Below are 14,874 nucleotides of genomic sequence, written 5' to 3' on the forward strand. Positions count from 1 at the left end.
CGGCCGGGCCTCGGCCGTGACCGCGCGCCGTCGGTGATCCACTAAAGTGTCCGGGTGACTACCCCCCGTCGTCCGTACGTTGCCCGGACCTCGTGTCGTGGAGGTAGGCGCTGATCGGGGACACGGTGCCGACCCCGCGCGGCGGTCGCCGGACGAGCACGGGGAGGCGAGGGCTGGCGGGCCACTGTGCCCGGCTCGTCGCGTCCCGGCCGTTCGAGGTGGCCATCGTGGTGCTCATCATGGCCAACGGAGTGGTGCTGGGTATCGAGACGTACCCGAACCTGGGCGCCGCCGGGCCGGTGCTGCGGTGGACGGAGCTGATGTTCCGGGCCGCCTTCGTCGTGGAGATCACCATCCGGATCCTCGCGTACGGCCGCCGCCCGCAGGACTTCTTCCGGCACGGCTGGAACGTCTTCGACCTGCTGGTCACCGCGGCCATCTTCATCCCGGGACTGCACGGCGACTCGGGCGTGCTGCGGTTCATCCGGGTCGCCCGGGTGCTGCGGCTGGTCCGCTTCTCGCCCGGCCTGCGGACCATCGTCACGGCGCTGTGGCGCAGCCTGCCCGGCGTCGCCGGGTTCCTCGCGCTCGCCGCCGTCACGCTCTACGTGTACGGCATGGCCGGCTGGCTGATCTTCGGCGACCGTTACCCCGAGCAGTACGGCGACATCGGCCGTTCCCTCGTCACGCTGTTCGTGCTGCTGTCCCTGGAGACGCTGCCGGACCTGCTGGAACAGGGCCTTGAGGTGTCACCGTGGACGCTTCTCTACTACGTCAGCTTCGTGATGATCGCGGTCAACCTGCTGCTGAACATCCTCATCGCGGTCATCGTCAACTCGATGGAGGAGGCGCGCCGGCTGGAGATGACCGAGGGGCTGGCGCCGGACTACGACGAAGACGGCGACGGGATACCGGACGAGGTGGACCGGATCGCGATCAGTCAGCGCCTGGACGACCTGCGCATGGTCATCGCCGAGTTGGAGCGGGAACTGCGCATCGACCGGGACGAGCCGCCCGGTGCGCCGCGCCGCCGCCAGCACTCGGAGCACTGACCGGCCCGGTCATGACAGTTCTGTGACGAAATCGGACCGTACGTTTGGCCGGACGGTTGATCGGGGCAACCAGCGAGGCGCCAACACATCCGAGGGAAGGGACGCCTCTCGTGGAGATCACGGGCTTCTTCACCGCGCTCATCATCGGCCTGGTCATCGGTGCGCTCGGGCGCCTGGTGGTGCCGGGCAAGCAGAACATCCCGATCTGGCTGACCCTGCTCATCGGTGTGGTCGCCGCGCTCGTCGGCACCCTGGTGGCCGGCGCGTTCGGCGTCGCCGACACTCCCGGCATCGACTGGATCGAGCTGGCGCTCCAGGTCGGCTTCGCGGCCATCGGCGTCGCGATCTTCGCCGGCCTGTACGGTCGTCGCCGCGTCTGACCGGACCGAAGGAAGGGCCCCTTCTTAACGCATTCTGCATAAGAAGGGGCCCTTCCTAACGCCTGCGTGCGGCTACTCCCGCCAGCCGGTCAGCTCGACGCCCTTGGCCAGCTCCACCCGGAAGCCCAGCGCGATCTCGCCGCTCTCGCCCGGCGCGAGCGACAGCCGCCAGGTCAGCTCGCCCAGCTCCGTACGCTCGGCGGGCGGCGGCGTCAGCGTCGTCTCGCGTACCACCACGGACTCGTCCCGGGACACCGGCAACTGGTCGCGCACCTCGACAGTCGCCGGGCGGGGCGTGTGGTTCGCGACAGTCATCTGGTACTCCACCTCCCGCCGCCGCGTCGACCCGAGCGTCGCCCTGCTCTCGGTACGCCGGTGCAGCTTCCGCTCCACCCGTACCCGGTCGTCTACCCCCAGCGCCAGCTCGGTCTCCTCGCCCGGCGCCCACATGGTCAACCGCGTCGCCGCGACGAAGTCCGCGCCGTGGAACACCGACGCCGGGCCGGGCAGCAGCGTGTGGTCGGACGTGTTGCGTACCGTCGCCCGCAGGTGCGCCTCGGCGGCACGTACCGGCACGCTGACGTGGTCCAGCCGGGCCGGCAGCTCCAGCGCCGCGACCGTCACCCGGTGCGCGCTGCCGTCGGCCGGCACCGCCACCGGCCGGGCGGGCCGGTAGGTCGCCGCCGTGACGCCCTGCTCGACCTCGGCCACGCTCTCCCGCACGGCCGGCCGGACCGCCGCCGATCGGGCCACGCCGGCCCGGCCCGCCGGCGGCGCCGCGCCGGGCGCCGGGGGTGGCAACGTCCCGTCGAACGACGCGGCCGACACGGCCATCGGCGGCTGCGGGCGGAGCCGGTCGAGATACCAGGGCGACAGTTCGGGTACGCCGCTCGCCGCCGCCGGGCGGGCGGTGGAGAGCAGGAGTTCGCACTCCGGCCAGTCCTCCCCGGTGCCCTGGCTGATCAGCCCGAACCAGGTGACGGTCATGGTGTCGCCGACCAGCCGCAGGTCGTAGGAGGGGGTCCAGCGGGCGCCGTCCACCAGGTAGGTCAGCTCCAGCTCCACCTCGGCGTCGTCGGCGTCCACCGAGACCGACACCTCGGCGGCCAGCCGGTCCGGCGTCCGCTTGCCGCGCGCCGCCGCCAGCTCGCGGTCGACGGCGGCCAGCTCCTCCGCCAGGTCGGTGCGCCGCCGGGCCAGCCCGCGCCGCCGGGCCCGGGACTCGGCGAGCTGACCGGACACCGACTCGGTGAAGGCCGCGACGTCGGCCGGGGCCGCGTCGCCGGCGGCCAGGGCCCGGGCGTACGTGCCGCCGGCGCGCTCGGCTAGCCGGGTGAGGAACTCGCCGCGCTGGGCCTCGATCGCGTCCGTGTCCTCGACCTCGGCCACCTCGTCGGCGAGTTCCCGCCGCCGCCGTTCCAGCTCGACGACCTGCGCGTCGGTGCTGCGGGCCTGCCGGTGGGCGGTCACGTCGACACCGAGCACGGTGGCCGGGCCGTGACCGCCCACCCGGATCGAGTCCCGCCGCAGGCCCAGCGGGAGCGGCGCGACGCGTACCCGATGTTCCCCTGCGGCGAGCCGGAGGCCACCCCGGCGGGTGACCCGCGCGCGGTCCGGGTAGACGGTCACACCGACGACTGGCGCATCGATCTCCACAGTGTTCACGGGCGCGAGGGTAGTTCAGCCGCGCCCACCTCGGGGCTACCCAAGGTGCAGCCGCTGGTCGACGGCGAGCGTCGCCAGTTCGCGCGCGGTGAACGGCAGCGGGGACGCGGATGTCTGCCTGTTGTACGCGCCCTGCGCCACGAAGACCACCATGCCGTCGGGGTGCCGGTAGGCCGCCCACTGGTCGAACCGGTCGTCCGCGCCGGGACGAACCACCACACCCACAGTCGCGTCGCCGACGGTCATCGGCTGGCACTCGCCCCCCATGCCCCCCATGCCCCAGAACGCGCGCGCCAGGCCACACGGTTCGGTCGGCAGCGGGTTCCCCGGTGTGTGCACCTCGGTGAGCAGGCGTCCCCTCCACGTCCCCTTCGCCACGTCGACCGAGGCCGTGTAGCTCCACAGCTCGGCGCCGTCGGCCCGTCCGATGAAGTTGGCCTCGTGCGTGCCCAGCGTCTCCTTCCCGGTCTTGCTGGAGACGGTCTTCTCAGTGGTGTAGCCGGCGGGCACCACTGTGACGAGCTGGTCGAGCAGCAGGACGGCCTTGTGGTACCGGGTGCCCGCCCGCGCGGTGCGGTCCTCCTGGGGCAGGCCGTCGGGCCCGGTCGGCATCGGCTCGGCGCTGTCGTCCGGCGACGGGGCGGTCTGCGGCAGCGCGGCGGGCGGGCGCCGGTCGCCGCCGTCCGGGGTGGCGAGGGCCACGACACCCGCGACGGCGAGTACCGCCGTCGCCGATCCGGCACACGCCCGGATGACCCGGCGCCGGTTGCGTGCCCGGCGGGCGGAGCGCAGCATGCCGTCCGTGCTCGGTCGCGGCGGCGCGGCGACGCCGAGCATCTCGTCGCGAAGCGCCTCGCGCAGCTGGTCTCCGTTCATCGTTGCCCCTTCTCGCTCGATGAGTGCATGGGTGACAGGAGGCCGCGCAACGTGTCCAGGCCCCGGGCGGACTGGCTCTTCACCGTTCCCGGCGAGCAGTTCAGCAGCGCCGCCACCTCGTCGACCGGCAGGTCCTCCCAGTAGCGGAGGACCAGGACGGCGCGCTGCCGGGGCGGTACGGCGGCGAGCGCCTGGAGCACCACGAGCCGGTCCTCGGACGGACTCGCGGGCGCCGGTGGATCGGCGTCGGGCGTGCCCACCCGTTCCCGCCGCCACCAGCCCCGCCGCCGTTCGTCGAGGAAGGACCGGACGATGATCTGGCGCACGTAGGAGTCGAGCGCGTCGTGCCGGTCGACCCGGTTCCAGACCAGGTACAGCTTGGTGAACCCGGTCTGGACCAGGTCCTCCGCGCGGTGCCAGTCACCGCAGAGCAGATACGCGGTGGCGCGCATGGCGCGGTGCCTCGCCGAGAAGTACTCCGCGAACGCCGTGTCGCGATCACTCATCCGGACCTCCGATCAGATTCGGGATAGTCACGCCAGGTGAGGCTCCCGGGGTTGCTCGAAGCCCGGAGGAATCCGCGTCGCCGACGGTCAGCCACGGAAGCTGCGCGCGAGCAACCGGAGCCCGTCGGGCACGTCGGCGGTGCCGACGGCGCCGTAGCCGAGCACCAGACCGGTCGGGCCGGGCGGGCCCGCCCGGTAACCGGCGATCTCGCGTACCGTGACGCCGGCCTCCGCCGCCCGGGCGACGACTTCCGGCAGGTCGACGCCGGTCTCCGGGCGCAGCCGCGCGCACAGGTGCAGGCCCGCCGTCGACGGCACCGGGTCGAGCCAGTCGGCGAGGTCGGATCGCAACGCGGCGTCGATCAGGTCGCGCCGCTCGGCGTACACCCGGGTCGCCTTGCGGATGTGCCGGGCCAGTTCGCCGGAGTCGATGAACCGGGCCAGCGCGGCCTGAGTGGTGTGGTCGCCGTGCCAGTCGGTGAGCTGCCGGGCGGCCAGCAGCGCCGGGCGAAGCGACGCCGGGGCGACCAGGAAACCGAGGCGCAGCATGGGCAGCAGGGTCTTGGAGAACGTGCCGACGTAGACGACCTTCCCGGCCCGGTCCAGCGTCTGCAACGGGTCCAGCGGGCGGGCCGAGAAGCGGAACTCGGTGTCGTAGTCGTCCTCCACGACCACCGCGTCCCGGGCCGCCGCCCAGTCCAGCAGCGCCGCCCGGCGGGCCGGGGACATCCGGACGCCCAGCGGGAACTGGTGGGACGGGGTGACGTAGACCAGCCGCGCGTCGCCTGGTAGCGCGCGAACGTCGAGGCCCTGGTCGTCGACGGGCACCGGCACGACCCGCGCGCCGTGGCCGGTGAACAGCCGCCGGGCGGGGGGATAGCCGGGCTCCTCCACCGCCACCCGGTCGCCCGGTTCGAGCACCACCCGGGCGATCAGGTCCAACGCCTGCTGGGCGCCGTGGGTGACGACGACGTCCTCGGGCGCGGCCCGTACCGCGCGGGCGAGTCCCACGTAACGGGCGACAGCGGTACGCAGGCCCTGGTGCCCGGCCGGGTCGGCGTATCCGCCCCGGATCGTCGCGGTGCGCAGTTCCCCGGCGACCAGCCGCCGCCAGGTGGCCAGCGGGAACAGCCCGGTGTCAGGGGTGCCGGCCCGGAAGTCGTGGCCCGGTCGGGGCGCGGCGGTGGGGGCCGGCGCGGCGGACGCCCAGAACCCCCGCGGGCGTACGCCGCCGGCCGGTGCCGGACGGGGCCGGGCGCGGGCGACCGGCTCGCCGGCGACGAACGTGCCCGCGCCGACCCGGGCGGTGAGCAGGCCCTCGGCGGTCAGCCGCTCGTAGGCGACGGCGACCGTGTTGCGGGAGACGTCGAGCCGCCGGGCCAGCTCGCGGCTGGGTGGCAACCGTTCGCCGGGCCGCAGCCGGCCGTCCAGGATCGCCTCCAGCAACTGCCTGTGGATCCGGGTGGCGCGGTCGCCGGGGCCGGCCAGGCTCACGTGTACGTCCACCGCGACGACCCTACATTGGCCCAATCGAATCGCCTGGAATCGGCGCTTCTGTGAGCCAATCCGCAGGTCTTGGATGGAGGAAGGAGCACGGCGAACGGGGGACGAGCAATGACCGATGTCGACACCGGCCGCCGGGTCCGGGTGCTGGCCCTGGCCCAGCTCGCCAACTCGGTGGGTGACGGCGCGTTCTACGCCTGCTCGGCGCTGTTCTTCATCCGGGTGGTCGGGTTGTCCCCGGCGCAGGTCGGGATCGCCCTCACCGTGGGCTGGTCGACGGGCATCCTCGCCGGGGTGCCCGCCGGCCAGCTGGCAGACCGCTACGGCGCGCGGCGGATGACAGTCGTCTTCGCCGTCGCCACCGCCGCCGCACTCAGCGGCTTCCTCGTGATCCGTTCCTTCCCGCTGTTCGTGCTGCTCGCATGTTGCTACGCCGCCTGCCAAGCCGGGCTCACCGCCAGCCGGCAGGCGCTGCTGGTCGGGCTGATCGAGCCCGCGCGGCGCACCGCGGTACGGGCCCGGTTGCAGTCGGTCTCGAACGCCGGCCTGGCCGCCGGGGCCGGGCTGGGCGCGCTCGTGCTCTGGGCGGACAGCCGCCCGGCGTACCTGTCCGCCTTCGCGCTCGACGCGGCGAGCTTCCTGGCCGCCGCCCTGCTGGTGCGCCGGCTGCCCGAGGCGGCGGCGCCGGTCCCGGCCGGACCCGAGCCGGGCCGGCTGGCCGTGCTGCGCGACCGCCCGTACGCGCTGATCACCCTGCTGAACGCGGTGATGTGCCTGAACATGCCGCTGCTCAGCCTGGCGTTGCCACTGTGGATCGCGGAACGGACCGACGCCCCGGCGCCGATGGGCGCGATCGTGCTCACCGTGAACATGCTGTGCGTGGTGCTGTGGCAGGTCCGGGTGGCCCGCCGGGTGACCGATCCGGGCACGGCGGCGCGGGCCAGCGGGCACGCCGGTTGGGTGCTGCTTGTCGCTTGCGGCGCGTACGCGGTCTCCGGGATGGTCGGCGGCGCGTGGGTGGCCTCGGCGGTGCTGCTGGGCGCGGCACTGGTGCAGGTGTTCGGCGAGATGGTGCAGGCGGCCAGCGGCTGGGAGGTCGGCTTCACCCTGGCCCGACCCGACCGGCAGGGGCAGTACCAGGGCTTCTTCGGCATGGCGCCGCAGCTCGCCCGGATGCTCGGCCCGGTGCTGCTGACCTCGCTGCTGCTCGGCTGGGGCACCCCGGGCTGGCTGGTGCTCGGCGGGCTGTTCGTGCTCGCCGGCCTGGCGATGCGGCCGGCGGTACGCCTCGCCGAGCGCCGCCGGGCCGCCGCCGAGGTGTGGATCCCCGCTCCGGTACCGGGCTCGACCGGCACTGAGGTGTCCTCCACCACGTCGCGGCGCGGCCGCTGAGCCGTCGCGCACCTACGGGAGGCGATCAGGGCGGATATCTGGCACGGTGGGTAGAAGTGTGGTGCCGTCGGTGGCGCGGTTGAGGGGGCGTGGTGGAGTTCTCGGTGACGACCCGGCAGGGGCGCGTCGGCCCGGTGATCGAGGTCGTCGGCGATCTGGACATGGCCAGTGCGCCTCAGTTGCGTGACCGGCTGCTCGAGGTGGTGGAGACCGGTGCGCGGACGGTGGTCGTCGACCTGACCCAGGTCGGATTCGTGGATTCCAGCGGCTTGGGCGCGCTGGTGCTCGTCTACAAGAACCTGCGGGAGCGCGACGGCTGGCTCGGTCTGGCCGTCGTACGCCAGTCGATCCGCAACGTCTTCTCGATCACCTCGGTGGACCGCGTCATCCCGCTCTTCGGCACGGTCCGCGAGGCCGAGGACGGCTCACCGACGGCGGTGCGCTGAGCGCTCCTCGTCCGGGCTGACGCGGGCGCTGTCCGCGCCGGCGGTGCTGCGGCGTGGCCCGTGGCCGCCGTACCAGTCGACGACGAGCAGTGTGGCGTCGTCGGCCAGAGCCGGCCCGGCGATCTCCAGCATCGCGTCGGACAGTGCCCGGACCGCCTCGCGGGGATGCAGGTGGGCGAGGCGGAGCAGGGCGGCGGCCAGGTCGAGGTCCGCGGCGTTGCGTTCGCGCATGCCGTCGGTGACCACCACCAGCCGGTCGCCGGGCAGCAGCGGTAGCTCCGCGCTGCGGTAGCTCTCGCCGGGGAACATCCCGAACGGGAAGTTGCCCGGCAGTTCCACGGGTACGACCCGGCCGTCCCGGACCAGCAGCGGCGGGACGTGCCCCGCGTTCAGCAGCTCGCAGCGCCCGGTGGTCAGGTCGATACGGCCCAGCACGGCGGTGACGTACGCGCCGCGTACGTTGGCGTGCTCCGCGACCGCCCGGTTGGCCTCCTCGGCCTGCGCGACGAGACCGAGGCCGCGCCGGCGGGTGTTGCGCAGGCTGCCCACGCCGAGGGTGGCGGTGAGCGCGCTCGCCACGCCGTGGCCCATCGCGTCGGTGACGCTGAGGTGCAGCAGGTCCCGGGCCAGGCTGTAGTCGAAGGTGTCGCCGCCGACGCTCGCGGCGGGTTCCAGCCAGCCGGAGAGAGCGAAGGCGCCGGCCTCGCAGGTGAACGAGGCGGGCAGCAGGCGGCGCTGGATCTCGGCGGAGAGGGTGAACGGGGTGGTGCGCTGTCCCCACTCGAACAGGTCGGTGTGCCTGCGGTTGGCGATGACCACGAACGCCAGCGCGTGCGCGGTACGGGCGACCCAGTTCACCACGTCGCCGTCCGGCTCGTCGGGCAGGTCGATCTCCAGCAGGCCGATCGCCTCACCGCGGTCGGTGACCGGCGCCAGCACGGTCCACGTGCCGTCGCCGGGGACGACCTCGGGGGCCTGCTGACGGAGTGCGCGTTCGTGGGGCCCGCCGTCGAACGGGAGGACCTCGGCCTCCTCCTCGCCGTGGCGTCGCCCGGCGCCGCCGCCGTCCGGCTGGTGGGTCAGCCGCACCAGCGCGCGACCGCTGAGGTCGGCGATCAGCAGCGAGACGCCGCGCGCGTTCAGCGCCGTGGCGATGACGCCGGTGACGGCCTCGACCGCCTGCACCGGGGCGGCGTCCTCCGCCGACTGCAACATCCCGGTCAGCACCGCCTGCTCGCTGTCCTCCACCCCTCGAGCATATTCAGCGGGCAGCGCGGCCGCCTTGTGAGCGAGACCGGGGGCCGGCGGGTCACCGCCATCGACCGGCCGGTATTGCATATAGTTGGCAACTACAGAAGAGTGGCGGTAGCGGGCGCTCGGGCACGCGATGATCGATCCTCGCCGGAGCGCCCGCCCGGCTGCCATCCGCAGACGAGTGTTCGAGGGGTTGCCGGTGGCGATCAGACCCAAGCCCGTACGCGTGGCAGCGGTGCTCGCCGCCGCCCTGCTCGTCGCCGCCGGCTGCTCGTCACCCACGGCGTCGACCGGCGGCCCGGGCAACTCCGGCACGCTCGTGGTCGCCACCGCGGGCGAGCCGGACACGCTCAACCCGGTGCTCAACTACGGCGTCGACGGCGCGTCGCTGATCTTCGACGGGCTGGTCGCCCGGGACGCCCGCAACGACCTGGTGCCCGCCCTGGCCCGCGAGCTGCCCACCGTCTCAGCGGACGGGAAGACAGTCACCGCGAAGCTGCGCGAAGGCGTGCTGTTCCACGACGGCAGCCCGCTGACCGCACAGGACGTGGTGTTCACCTACCAGGCGGTGCTCGACCCGGCCGTCGACTCCACGCTGCGGTCCGATCTGGACATGCTCGCCTCCGTCACCGCGCCCGACCCGGCGACGGTCGTGTTCACGCTGAAGTACGCGTACGCGCCGTTCCTGCAGCGGCTGGCGCTGGGGATCGTCCCGGCGAAGGCGTTCGCCGGGCAGGACATCAACAAGGCGACCTTCAACCGCAAGCCGGTCGGCACCGGCCCGTACCGGTTCACCTCCTGGACCCCGGGTGACCGGCTCGTGCTCGCGGCGAACGAGACGTACTGGGACGGCAAACCGGCGAACTCGGGCGTGGTGGTGGCGTTCGTCGCCGACGACAACGTCCGCGCCCAGCGGATGCGGGCCGGCGAGTTCGACGCGGCGGAGCTGGCGCCGAAGCTCGCCTCCGGCTTCGAGAGCCGCGACGGCTACCGGGTGCACAAGGTGCCGACCGCCGACTACCGGGGCGTCATGCTGCCGATGGGCAACCCGGTCACCGGCGACCCCGCGATCCGGAAGGCGCTGAACGTCGCGGTGGACCGGCAGGCCATGGTGACCGGCGTGCTCGGCGGCGCGGGGGAGCCCGCGTTCGGGCCGGTGCCGCCCACGTCGGAGTACGCCGAGCCGACGATCGCCGGCAAGCCCGGCGCCGACGTCGCCGCCGCCACGGCGGAGCTGGACGCCGCCGGGTGGAAGCCCGGCCCGGACGGCATCCGGGTCAAGGACGGGCGGCAGGCCGCGTTCACGATCCTGTACCCGGCCACCGACAGCCTGCGCAAGGAACTCGCACTGGCCGTCACCGCCGACGCGAAGAAGGTCGGCATCAAAGTCACGCCCGAGGGCCTGACCTGGGACGCGATCACGCCGCGGATGAAGCGCGACGCGCTGATCATGGGCTACGGCACGCCGTACGATCCGGACTTCGTCTCCTACAAGCTGTTCAGCTCGGCCTTCGCCGGGCAGGGCTTCTTCAACCCCGGCTCGTACCGCTCGGCGGTCACCGACGCCGCGTTGCAGGCCGGCCGGGACAACGCCGACCCGGCCGCCCGCAAGGCCGCGTACGCCACGTTCCAGAAGCAGCTCGCCGCCGACGTGCCGTGGGTGTTCCTCACCTACCTCCAGCACACCTACGTGCTGAAGGACGCCGTGACCGGGGTGACGCCGCGGGTCGAGCCGCACGAGCACGACGTCGCCAACAGCATCTGGTGGAACGTGCACACCTGGACGAGAGAATCGTGACCGGACGGCGGCGGCTGGCCGGGGCGGGCACAGTGGTCCGGCGGCGGCTGCTGGTCGCCGTGCCGGTGCTGGCCGCCACCAGCATGGGCATGTTCGCCCTCGGCGCCGCCTCCCCGATCGACCCGGCCCAGCAGTACGCGGGCGCGGCGGCGTTCACCACCAGCGAGGAGAACCTGGCGCAGATCCGCGCCAACTGGGGTGTCGACGACCCGCTGCCGGTGCAGTACGCCCGCTGGGTCGGCAACCTGCTGCGCGGCGACCTGGGCTGGTCCACGAGCCGGCACGAGCCGGTCACCTCGGTGCTGGCCTCCCGGGCCGGATGGACGCTGCTGCTCGTCGGCACCGCGCTGGCCCTGGTGCTGGTGGCGAGCGTGCTGCTGGGCACGCTGGCCGCGTACCGGCGTGGCGGCTGGTTCGACCGGGCGCTGCGCGCCGTCGCGTACGCCGTGCAGTCCATGCCGGTGTTCTGGATCGGCCTCGCGGCGATCGCCGTGTTCGCCCTCAGCCTCGGCTGGCTGCCCGCCGGCGGGCTCACCGACATCACCGCCACGAGCACCGACCCGGCCGACGTGGCCCGGCACCTGGTGCTGCCGGTGACGGTGCTGGCGATCTCCCAGGCCCCGTGGTTCGTCCTGTTCGTCCGTGACGCGGTCGCCGAGAGCCTGCGCGACGACCACGTCCTGGCCGCCCGCGCCCGGGGACTGCCCGGCCGGGTCGTCCTGTTCGGACACGCGCTGCGGACCGCGTTGCTGCCGTTCCTCACCCTGGTCGGCACGCACCTGCCCGAACTCGTCGGCGGCGCGGTCCTGGTGGAGACCGTGTTCTCCCTGCCCGGCCTCGGCGCGGTCACCGTCGAGGCGGCGCTGGGCGCCGACTTCCCGCTGCTCGCGGCCACGACCCTGGCCACCGCCGTCGTGGTGCTGACCGCGAACCTGCTCACCGACCTCGCCTACGCCGCCGCCGATCCCCGGGTACGCCTCGATGACTGACCTCGCCCTCCCCGCGCGCGTCCGGCGCCTGCGCCGCCCCGGCAGCGCGGGCACGACTGTCGCCGTCGTGGTGCTCGCCGGTGTGGTGGCCGCCGCGCTGCTCGCCCCGGTCCTGTGGCCGCTGGACCAGAGCGCCGTCGACCTCTCCCGTACCCGGCTCGCGCCGTCGGCCGACAACCTGGCCGGCACCGACGACCTCGGCCGCGACGTGGCGTTGCGCAGCCTCTACGGCCTGCGCGTCTCGCTGCTTGTCGGCGCGGTCGCGGCGCTCGTCGCGGCGGTCATCGGCGGGCTGGTCGGCGCGCTCGCCGGCAGCGTCGGCGGCTGGGTCGACCGGGCGCTCATGCGCGTCGTGGATACCGTCGCCGCGCTGCCGCACCTGCTGCTGGGCATCTTCATCGTGGCGATGCTGCGCCCCAGCCTGGGCGCGGTGATCGCGTCCATCGCGCTGACGCACTGGCTGTCCACCGCCCGGATCGTCCGCTCCGAGCTGCTCAGCCTGCGCAACCGGCCGTTCGTGGACGCCGCCATCTCCGGCGGCGCGAACCGGGCCCGGGTGCTCACCCGGCACCTGCTGCCGCACGTGCTGCCGCGCCTGGCGCTGGCGACCACGCTCATGGTGCCGCACGCCGTCTGGCACGAGACCGCGCTGTCCTTCCTCGGCCTCGGCCTGCCGCCGCACCTCGCCTCGATCGGTAACATGATCAACGACGGGCAGCGGTCGCTGCTCACCGGCGCCTGGTGGGCCAGCATCGTCCCCGGCCTCCTGCTCGTGGCGGCCACGCTGGCGCTCGCCGTGCTCACCGGCCGGTGGCGCGACCGCCTCGACCCGCGCGTACGGGCGGAGCTGCAGCTGTGACCGCCCCGGCGCTGCTGACCGTCGACGGGCTGACCGTCCGCTTCCGGCTGCGTGACGCGCTCGTGCACGCCGTCACCGACCTCAGCCTCACGCTGCGGCCCGGCGAACTGCTGGCGGTGGTCGGCGAGTCCGGGTGCGGCAAGTCCGTCCTCGCGCACGCCCTGCTCGGCCTGCTGCCGCGCAACGCCACAGTCACCGGGCACGCCCGCCTGCGCGCGCCGGGACGCGACGAGGTTGACCTGATCGGCGCGGGGGAGCGGCACCTCGCCCGGCACGTACGCGGCCGGGGCGTCGGGCTGGTCCCGCAGAGTCCCGCCACCGCGCTCACCCCGGTGCGTACCGGGCGGAAGCTGCTGGAGGAGACGCTGCGCGCGCACGGGCACACCCGTCGTGACGCGCCGGCCGCCGCCGACCGGATCGCCGCCGACGTCGGCCTCGACCCGGCCGACCTGGACCGGTACCCGCACGAGCTGTCCGGTGGCATGGCCCAGCGGCTCGCCACCGCGCTCGCGCTCGCGCCCGACCCGCCGGTGCTGCTCGCCGACGAACCCACCACCGGCCTGGACCGCCCGCTCGTCGACCACACGCTCGACCTGCTGCGCCGCCGCTGCGACACCGGCGCGGCCGTCCTGCTCATCACGCACGACCTGGCCGCCGCGCGCCGCGTCGCGGACACCGTGGCCGTGATGTACGCCAGCCGCATCGTCGAACACCGCCCGGCCGGGGCGCTGTTCGACGCCCCGGCTCACCCGTACACCGCCGGGCTGCTCGACGCGCTGCCCGACCGCGCGTTCGTGCCGGTACCCGGCCACCCGCCGGCGCTCACCGACCTGCCCGGCGGCTGCGCCTTCGCCCCGCGCTGCGCCCGCGCCACCGACACCTGCGCGACAGTGCCCCGCCTCGACGCCGAGGGCGCGGGCCGGGTCGCCTGCCACCATCCGCTGCGCGAGGAGGTACCGGCATGACGGTCACGGCTCCGGACGCCACCGACGCCGTCGCCCCGGGCGCCGCGCCGGCCGCCGGGCTCGCCGCGCACCAGGTCTCCGTCGCGTACGGCCGGCAGCGCGTCCTCGACCGGGTCGACCTGCGCATCGCCCCCGGCGAGACGGTCGGGCTACGTGGACCGTCGGGTAGCGGCAAGTCCACACTCGCCCGCGTCCTCGCCCTGCTGCACGCACCGGACAGCGGGCACCTCACGCTCGACGGGAGTCCCGTCCGGGGCGCCCGGCACCGGCTGCCCGCCTCCGTCCGCACGCGTGTCGCGATCCTGTTCCAGAGCCCGCGCGCTGCCACCGACCCGCGGCTCAGCCTCGCCGACATCGTCGCCGAGCCGCTACGTGCCACCGGCACGCCGCGCGAGCAGGCCGCCGCCCGTACGGCGGAACTGGCCGACCTGGTCGGGCTGACAACCGACCTGCTGACCCGCCGCCCGCACGCGGTCAGCGACGGGCAGCTGCAACGCGCCTGCCTCGCCCGGGCCCTGGTCCACCGGCCGGACTACCTGCTCTGCGACGAGGCCACCGCGATGCTCGACGCCTCCACCCAGGCGCACGTCGCCGCCGTCATCGGCGACTACCAGCGCCGGCAGGGCGCCGGGGTCCTGGTCATCACCCACGACCCGGCGCTCATGGCCCGCTGGGCCACCCGGGTGGTGGACCTGCCGGCGGCGTGACGTCGCGTCACTCCTGAACCGGGCGGCGTACGGTGCCCAGCGCCCCGGCGACGACGGTCCCGAACCCGACCGCCATGAGCGGCATCCCCATCTCGAACGGCAGCTCACCGACCCAGTTGATGCTGTCGCGCTCCGGCAGCGCGCCCAGGCTCACCGCGACCACCGCGCCGGCGAGGAACATCCCGGCCACCGCCGCGCCGACCGAGAGCTTGGCGCACGCCACGCTCCGCCCGGCCCAGAGGCCGGCCAGGACGGCAATCGCCAGGGCCACCACGACCAGCCAGGTCCAGCCGCCCTCGGTCTCCAGATAGGCCCAGCCCGAGTACGACCACTGGTGCATGCGGCTGGCGCGGAACCACGGGATCAGGTAGCCGAGCAGCGCGGTGGCGCTGCCGACCAGGAGCAGCACGTCGGGGGCCGGGCGGTACCAGCGAGGGGAGTCGTCCATGCGTCCGGAAGGTAGCAGTGCCATGATCCACGCG

15 protein-coding genes are annotated in these 14,874 nt (G+C 74.1%); 9 read left to right on the forward strand and 6 right to left on the reverse strand.

Annotated elements, in window-relative coordinates; all coding sequences use genetic code 11:
- Positions 1 to 125 precede the first annotated feature (125 nt).
- Both KBX43_RS08905 and KBX43_RS08910 read left to right on the forward strand, forming a co-directional pair.
- Positions 126 to 1,052, forward strand: coding sequence for an ion transporter (locus tag KBX43_RS08905; protein ID WP_043327039.1), 927 nt, complete (start codon positions 126 to 128; stop codon positions 1,050 to 1,052).
- 110 nt (positions 1,053 to 1,162) lie between these two features.
- Complete coding sequence (locus tag KBX43_RS08910) at positions 1,163 to 1,432, forward strand: GlsB/YeaQ/YmgE family stress response membrane protein (protein ID WP_043327037.1); 270 nt, start codon at positions 1,163 to 1,165, stop codon at positions 1,430 to 1,432.
- A gap of 72 nt (positions 1,433 to 1,504) precedes the next feature.
- On the opposite strand, the gene KBX43_RS08915 is transcribed toward KBX43_RS08910, so the two are convergent.
- The 4 genes from KBX43_RS08915 to KBX43_RS08930 form a co-directional block, all read right to left on the reverse strand.
- Positions 1,505 to 3,097, reverse strand: coding sequence for a DUF4139 domain-containing protein (locus KBX43_RS08915; protein ID WP_210884033.1), 1,593 nt, complete (start codon positions 3,095 to 3,097; stop codon positions 1,505 to 1,507).
- Positions 3,098 to 3,133: 36 nt separating this feature from the next.
- Complete coding sequence (locus KBX43_RS08920) at positions 3,134 to 3,973, reverse strand: hypothetical protein (protein WP_210884035.1); 840 nt, start codon at positions 3,971 to 3,973, stop codon at positions 3,134 to 3,136.
- Positions 3,970 to 4,479: a SigE family RNA polymerase sigma factor gene (locus tag KBX43_RS08925; protein ID WP_043327033.1), complete on the reverse strand. Its 510-nt coding sequence runs from the start codon at positions 4,477 to 4,479 to the stop codon at positions 3,970 to 3,972. Before KBX43_RS08925 ends, KBX43_RS08920 begins: the two co-directional genes overlap by 4 nt.
- Positions 4,480 to 4,566: 87 nt before the next feature.
- Positions 4,567 to 5,985 carry a PLP-dependent aminotransferase family protein gene (locus KBX43_RS08930; RefSeq protein ID WP_210884037.1) on the reverse strand — a complete coding sequence of 473 codons (1,419 nt, stop codon included), beginning with the start codon at positions 5,983 to 5,985 and terminating at the stop codon, positions 4,567 to 4,569.
- A gap of 108 nt (positions 5,986 to 6,093) precedes the next feature.
- Between KBX43_RS08930 and KBX43_RS08935 the strand changes: the two genes are divergently transcribed.
- Entirely contained in the window at positions 6,094 to 7,374 is a 1,281-nt protein-coding gene (locus KBX43_RS08935; RefSeq protein ID WP_069087845.1) for an MFS transporter, read from the forward strand.
- A gap of 104 nt (positions 7,375 to 7,478) precedes the next feature.
- Positions 7,479 to 7,820, forward strand: a complete 342-nt coding sequence (locus KBX43_RS08940) for an STAS domain-containing protein (RefSeq protein ID WP_231915651.1) — start codon at positions 7,479 to 7,481, stop codon at positions 7,818 to 7,820.
- On the opposite strand, the gene KBX43_RS08945 is transcribed toward KBX43_RS08940, so the two are convergent.
- Positions 7,800 to 9,068: a PP2C family protein-serine/threonine phosphatase gene (locus KBX43_RS08945; RefSeq protein ID WP_210884039.1), complete on the reverse strand. Its 1,269-nt coding sequence runs from the start codon at positions 9,066 to 9,068 to the stop codon at positions 7,800 to 7,802. The genes KBX43_RS08940 and KBX43_RS08945 overlap by 21 nt on opposite strands.
- A gap of 205 nt (positions 9,069 to 9,273) precedes the next feature.
- Here KBX43_RS08945 and KBX43_RS08950 point away from each other — a divergent pair, with 205 nt between their 5' ends.
- Genes KBX43_RS08950 through KBX43_RS08970 form a run of 5 tightly spaced genes read left to right on the forward strand, consistent with a single transcriptional unit; the run spans position 9,274 to position 14,392 of the window.
- A complete protein-coding gene (locus KBX43_RS08950) occupies positions 9,274 to 10,872 on the forward strand; it encodes an ABC transporter substrate-binding protein (RefSeq protein ID WP_069087868.1) in 1,599 nt (532 codons plus the stop codon).
- Positions 10,869 to 11,861: an ABC transporter permease gene (locus KBX43_RS08955; protein ID WP_043327026.1), complete on the forward strand. Its 993-nt coding sequence runs from the start codon at positions 10,869 to 10,871 to the stop codon at positions 11,859 to 11,861. Before KBX43_RS08950 ends, KBX43_RS08955 begins: the two co-directional genes overlap by 4 nt.
- Positions 11,854 to 12,720, forward strand: coding sequence for an ABC transporter permease (locus KBX43_RS08960; RefSeq protein WP_113972122.1), 867 nt, complete (start codon positions 11,854 to 11,856; stop codon positions 12,718 to 12,720). Before KBX43_RS08955 ends, KBX43_RS08960 begins: the two co-directional genes overlap by 8 nt.
- Positions 12,717 to 13,685, forward strand: coding sequence for an ABC transporter ATP-binding protein (locus tag KBX43_RS08965; protein ID WP_210884041.1), 969 nt, complete (start codon positions 12,717 to 12,719; stop codon positions 13,683 to 13,685). The genes KBX43_RS08960 and KBX43_RS08965 overlap by 4 nt, the downstream gene beginning before the upstream one ends.
- On the forward strand, positions 13,682 to 14,392 hold the full coding sequence (locus tag KBX43_RS08970) for an ABC transporter ATP-binding protein (RefSeq protein WP_069087848.1): 711 nt from the start codon (positions 13,682 to 13,684) through the stop codon (positions 14,390 to 14,392). Before KBX43_RS08965 ends, KBX43_RS08970 begins: the two co-directional genes overlap by 4 nt.
- A gap of 7 nt (positions 14,393 to 14,399) precedes the next feature.
- Here KBX43_RS08970 and KBX43_RS08975 read toward each other — a convergent pair whose 3' ends face one another.
- A complete protein-coding gene (locus KBX43_RS08975) occupies positions 14,400 to 14,840 on the reverse strand; it encodes a hypothetical protein (protein ID WP_210884043.1) in 441 nt (146 codons plus the stop codon).
- Positions 14,841 to 14,874: the final 34 nt, after the last annotated feature.

Origin of the sequence: Micromonospora sp. C41 (genome assembly GCF_018070485.1) — a bacterium.
GTDB classification, from domain to species: Bacteria; Actinomycetota; Actinomycetes; order Mycobacteriales; family Micromonosporaceae; genus Micromonospora; species Micromonospora chalcea.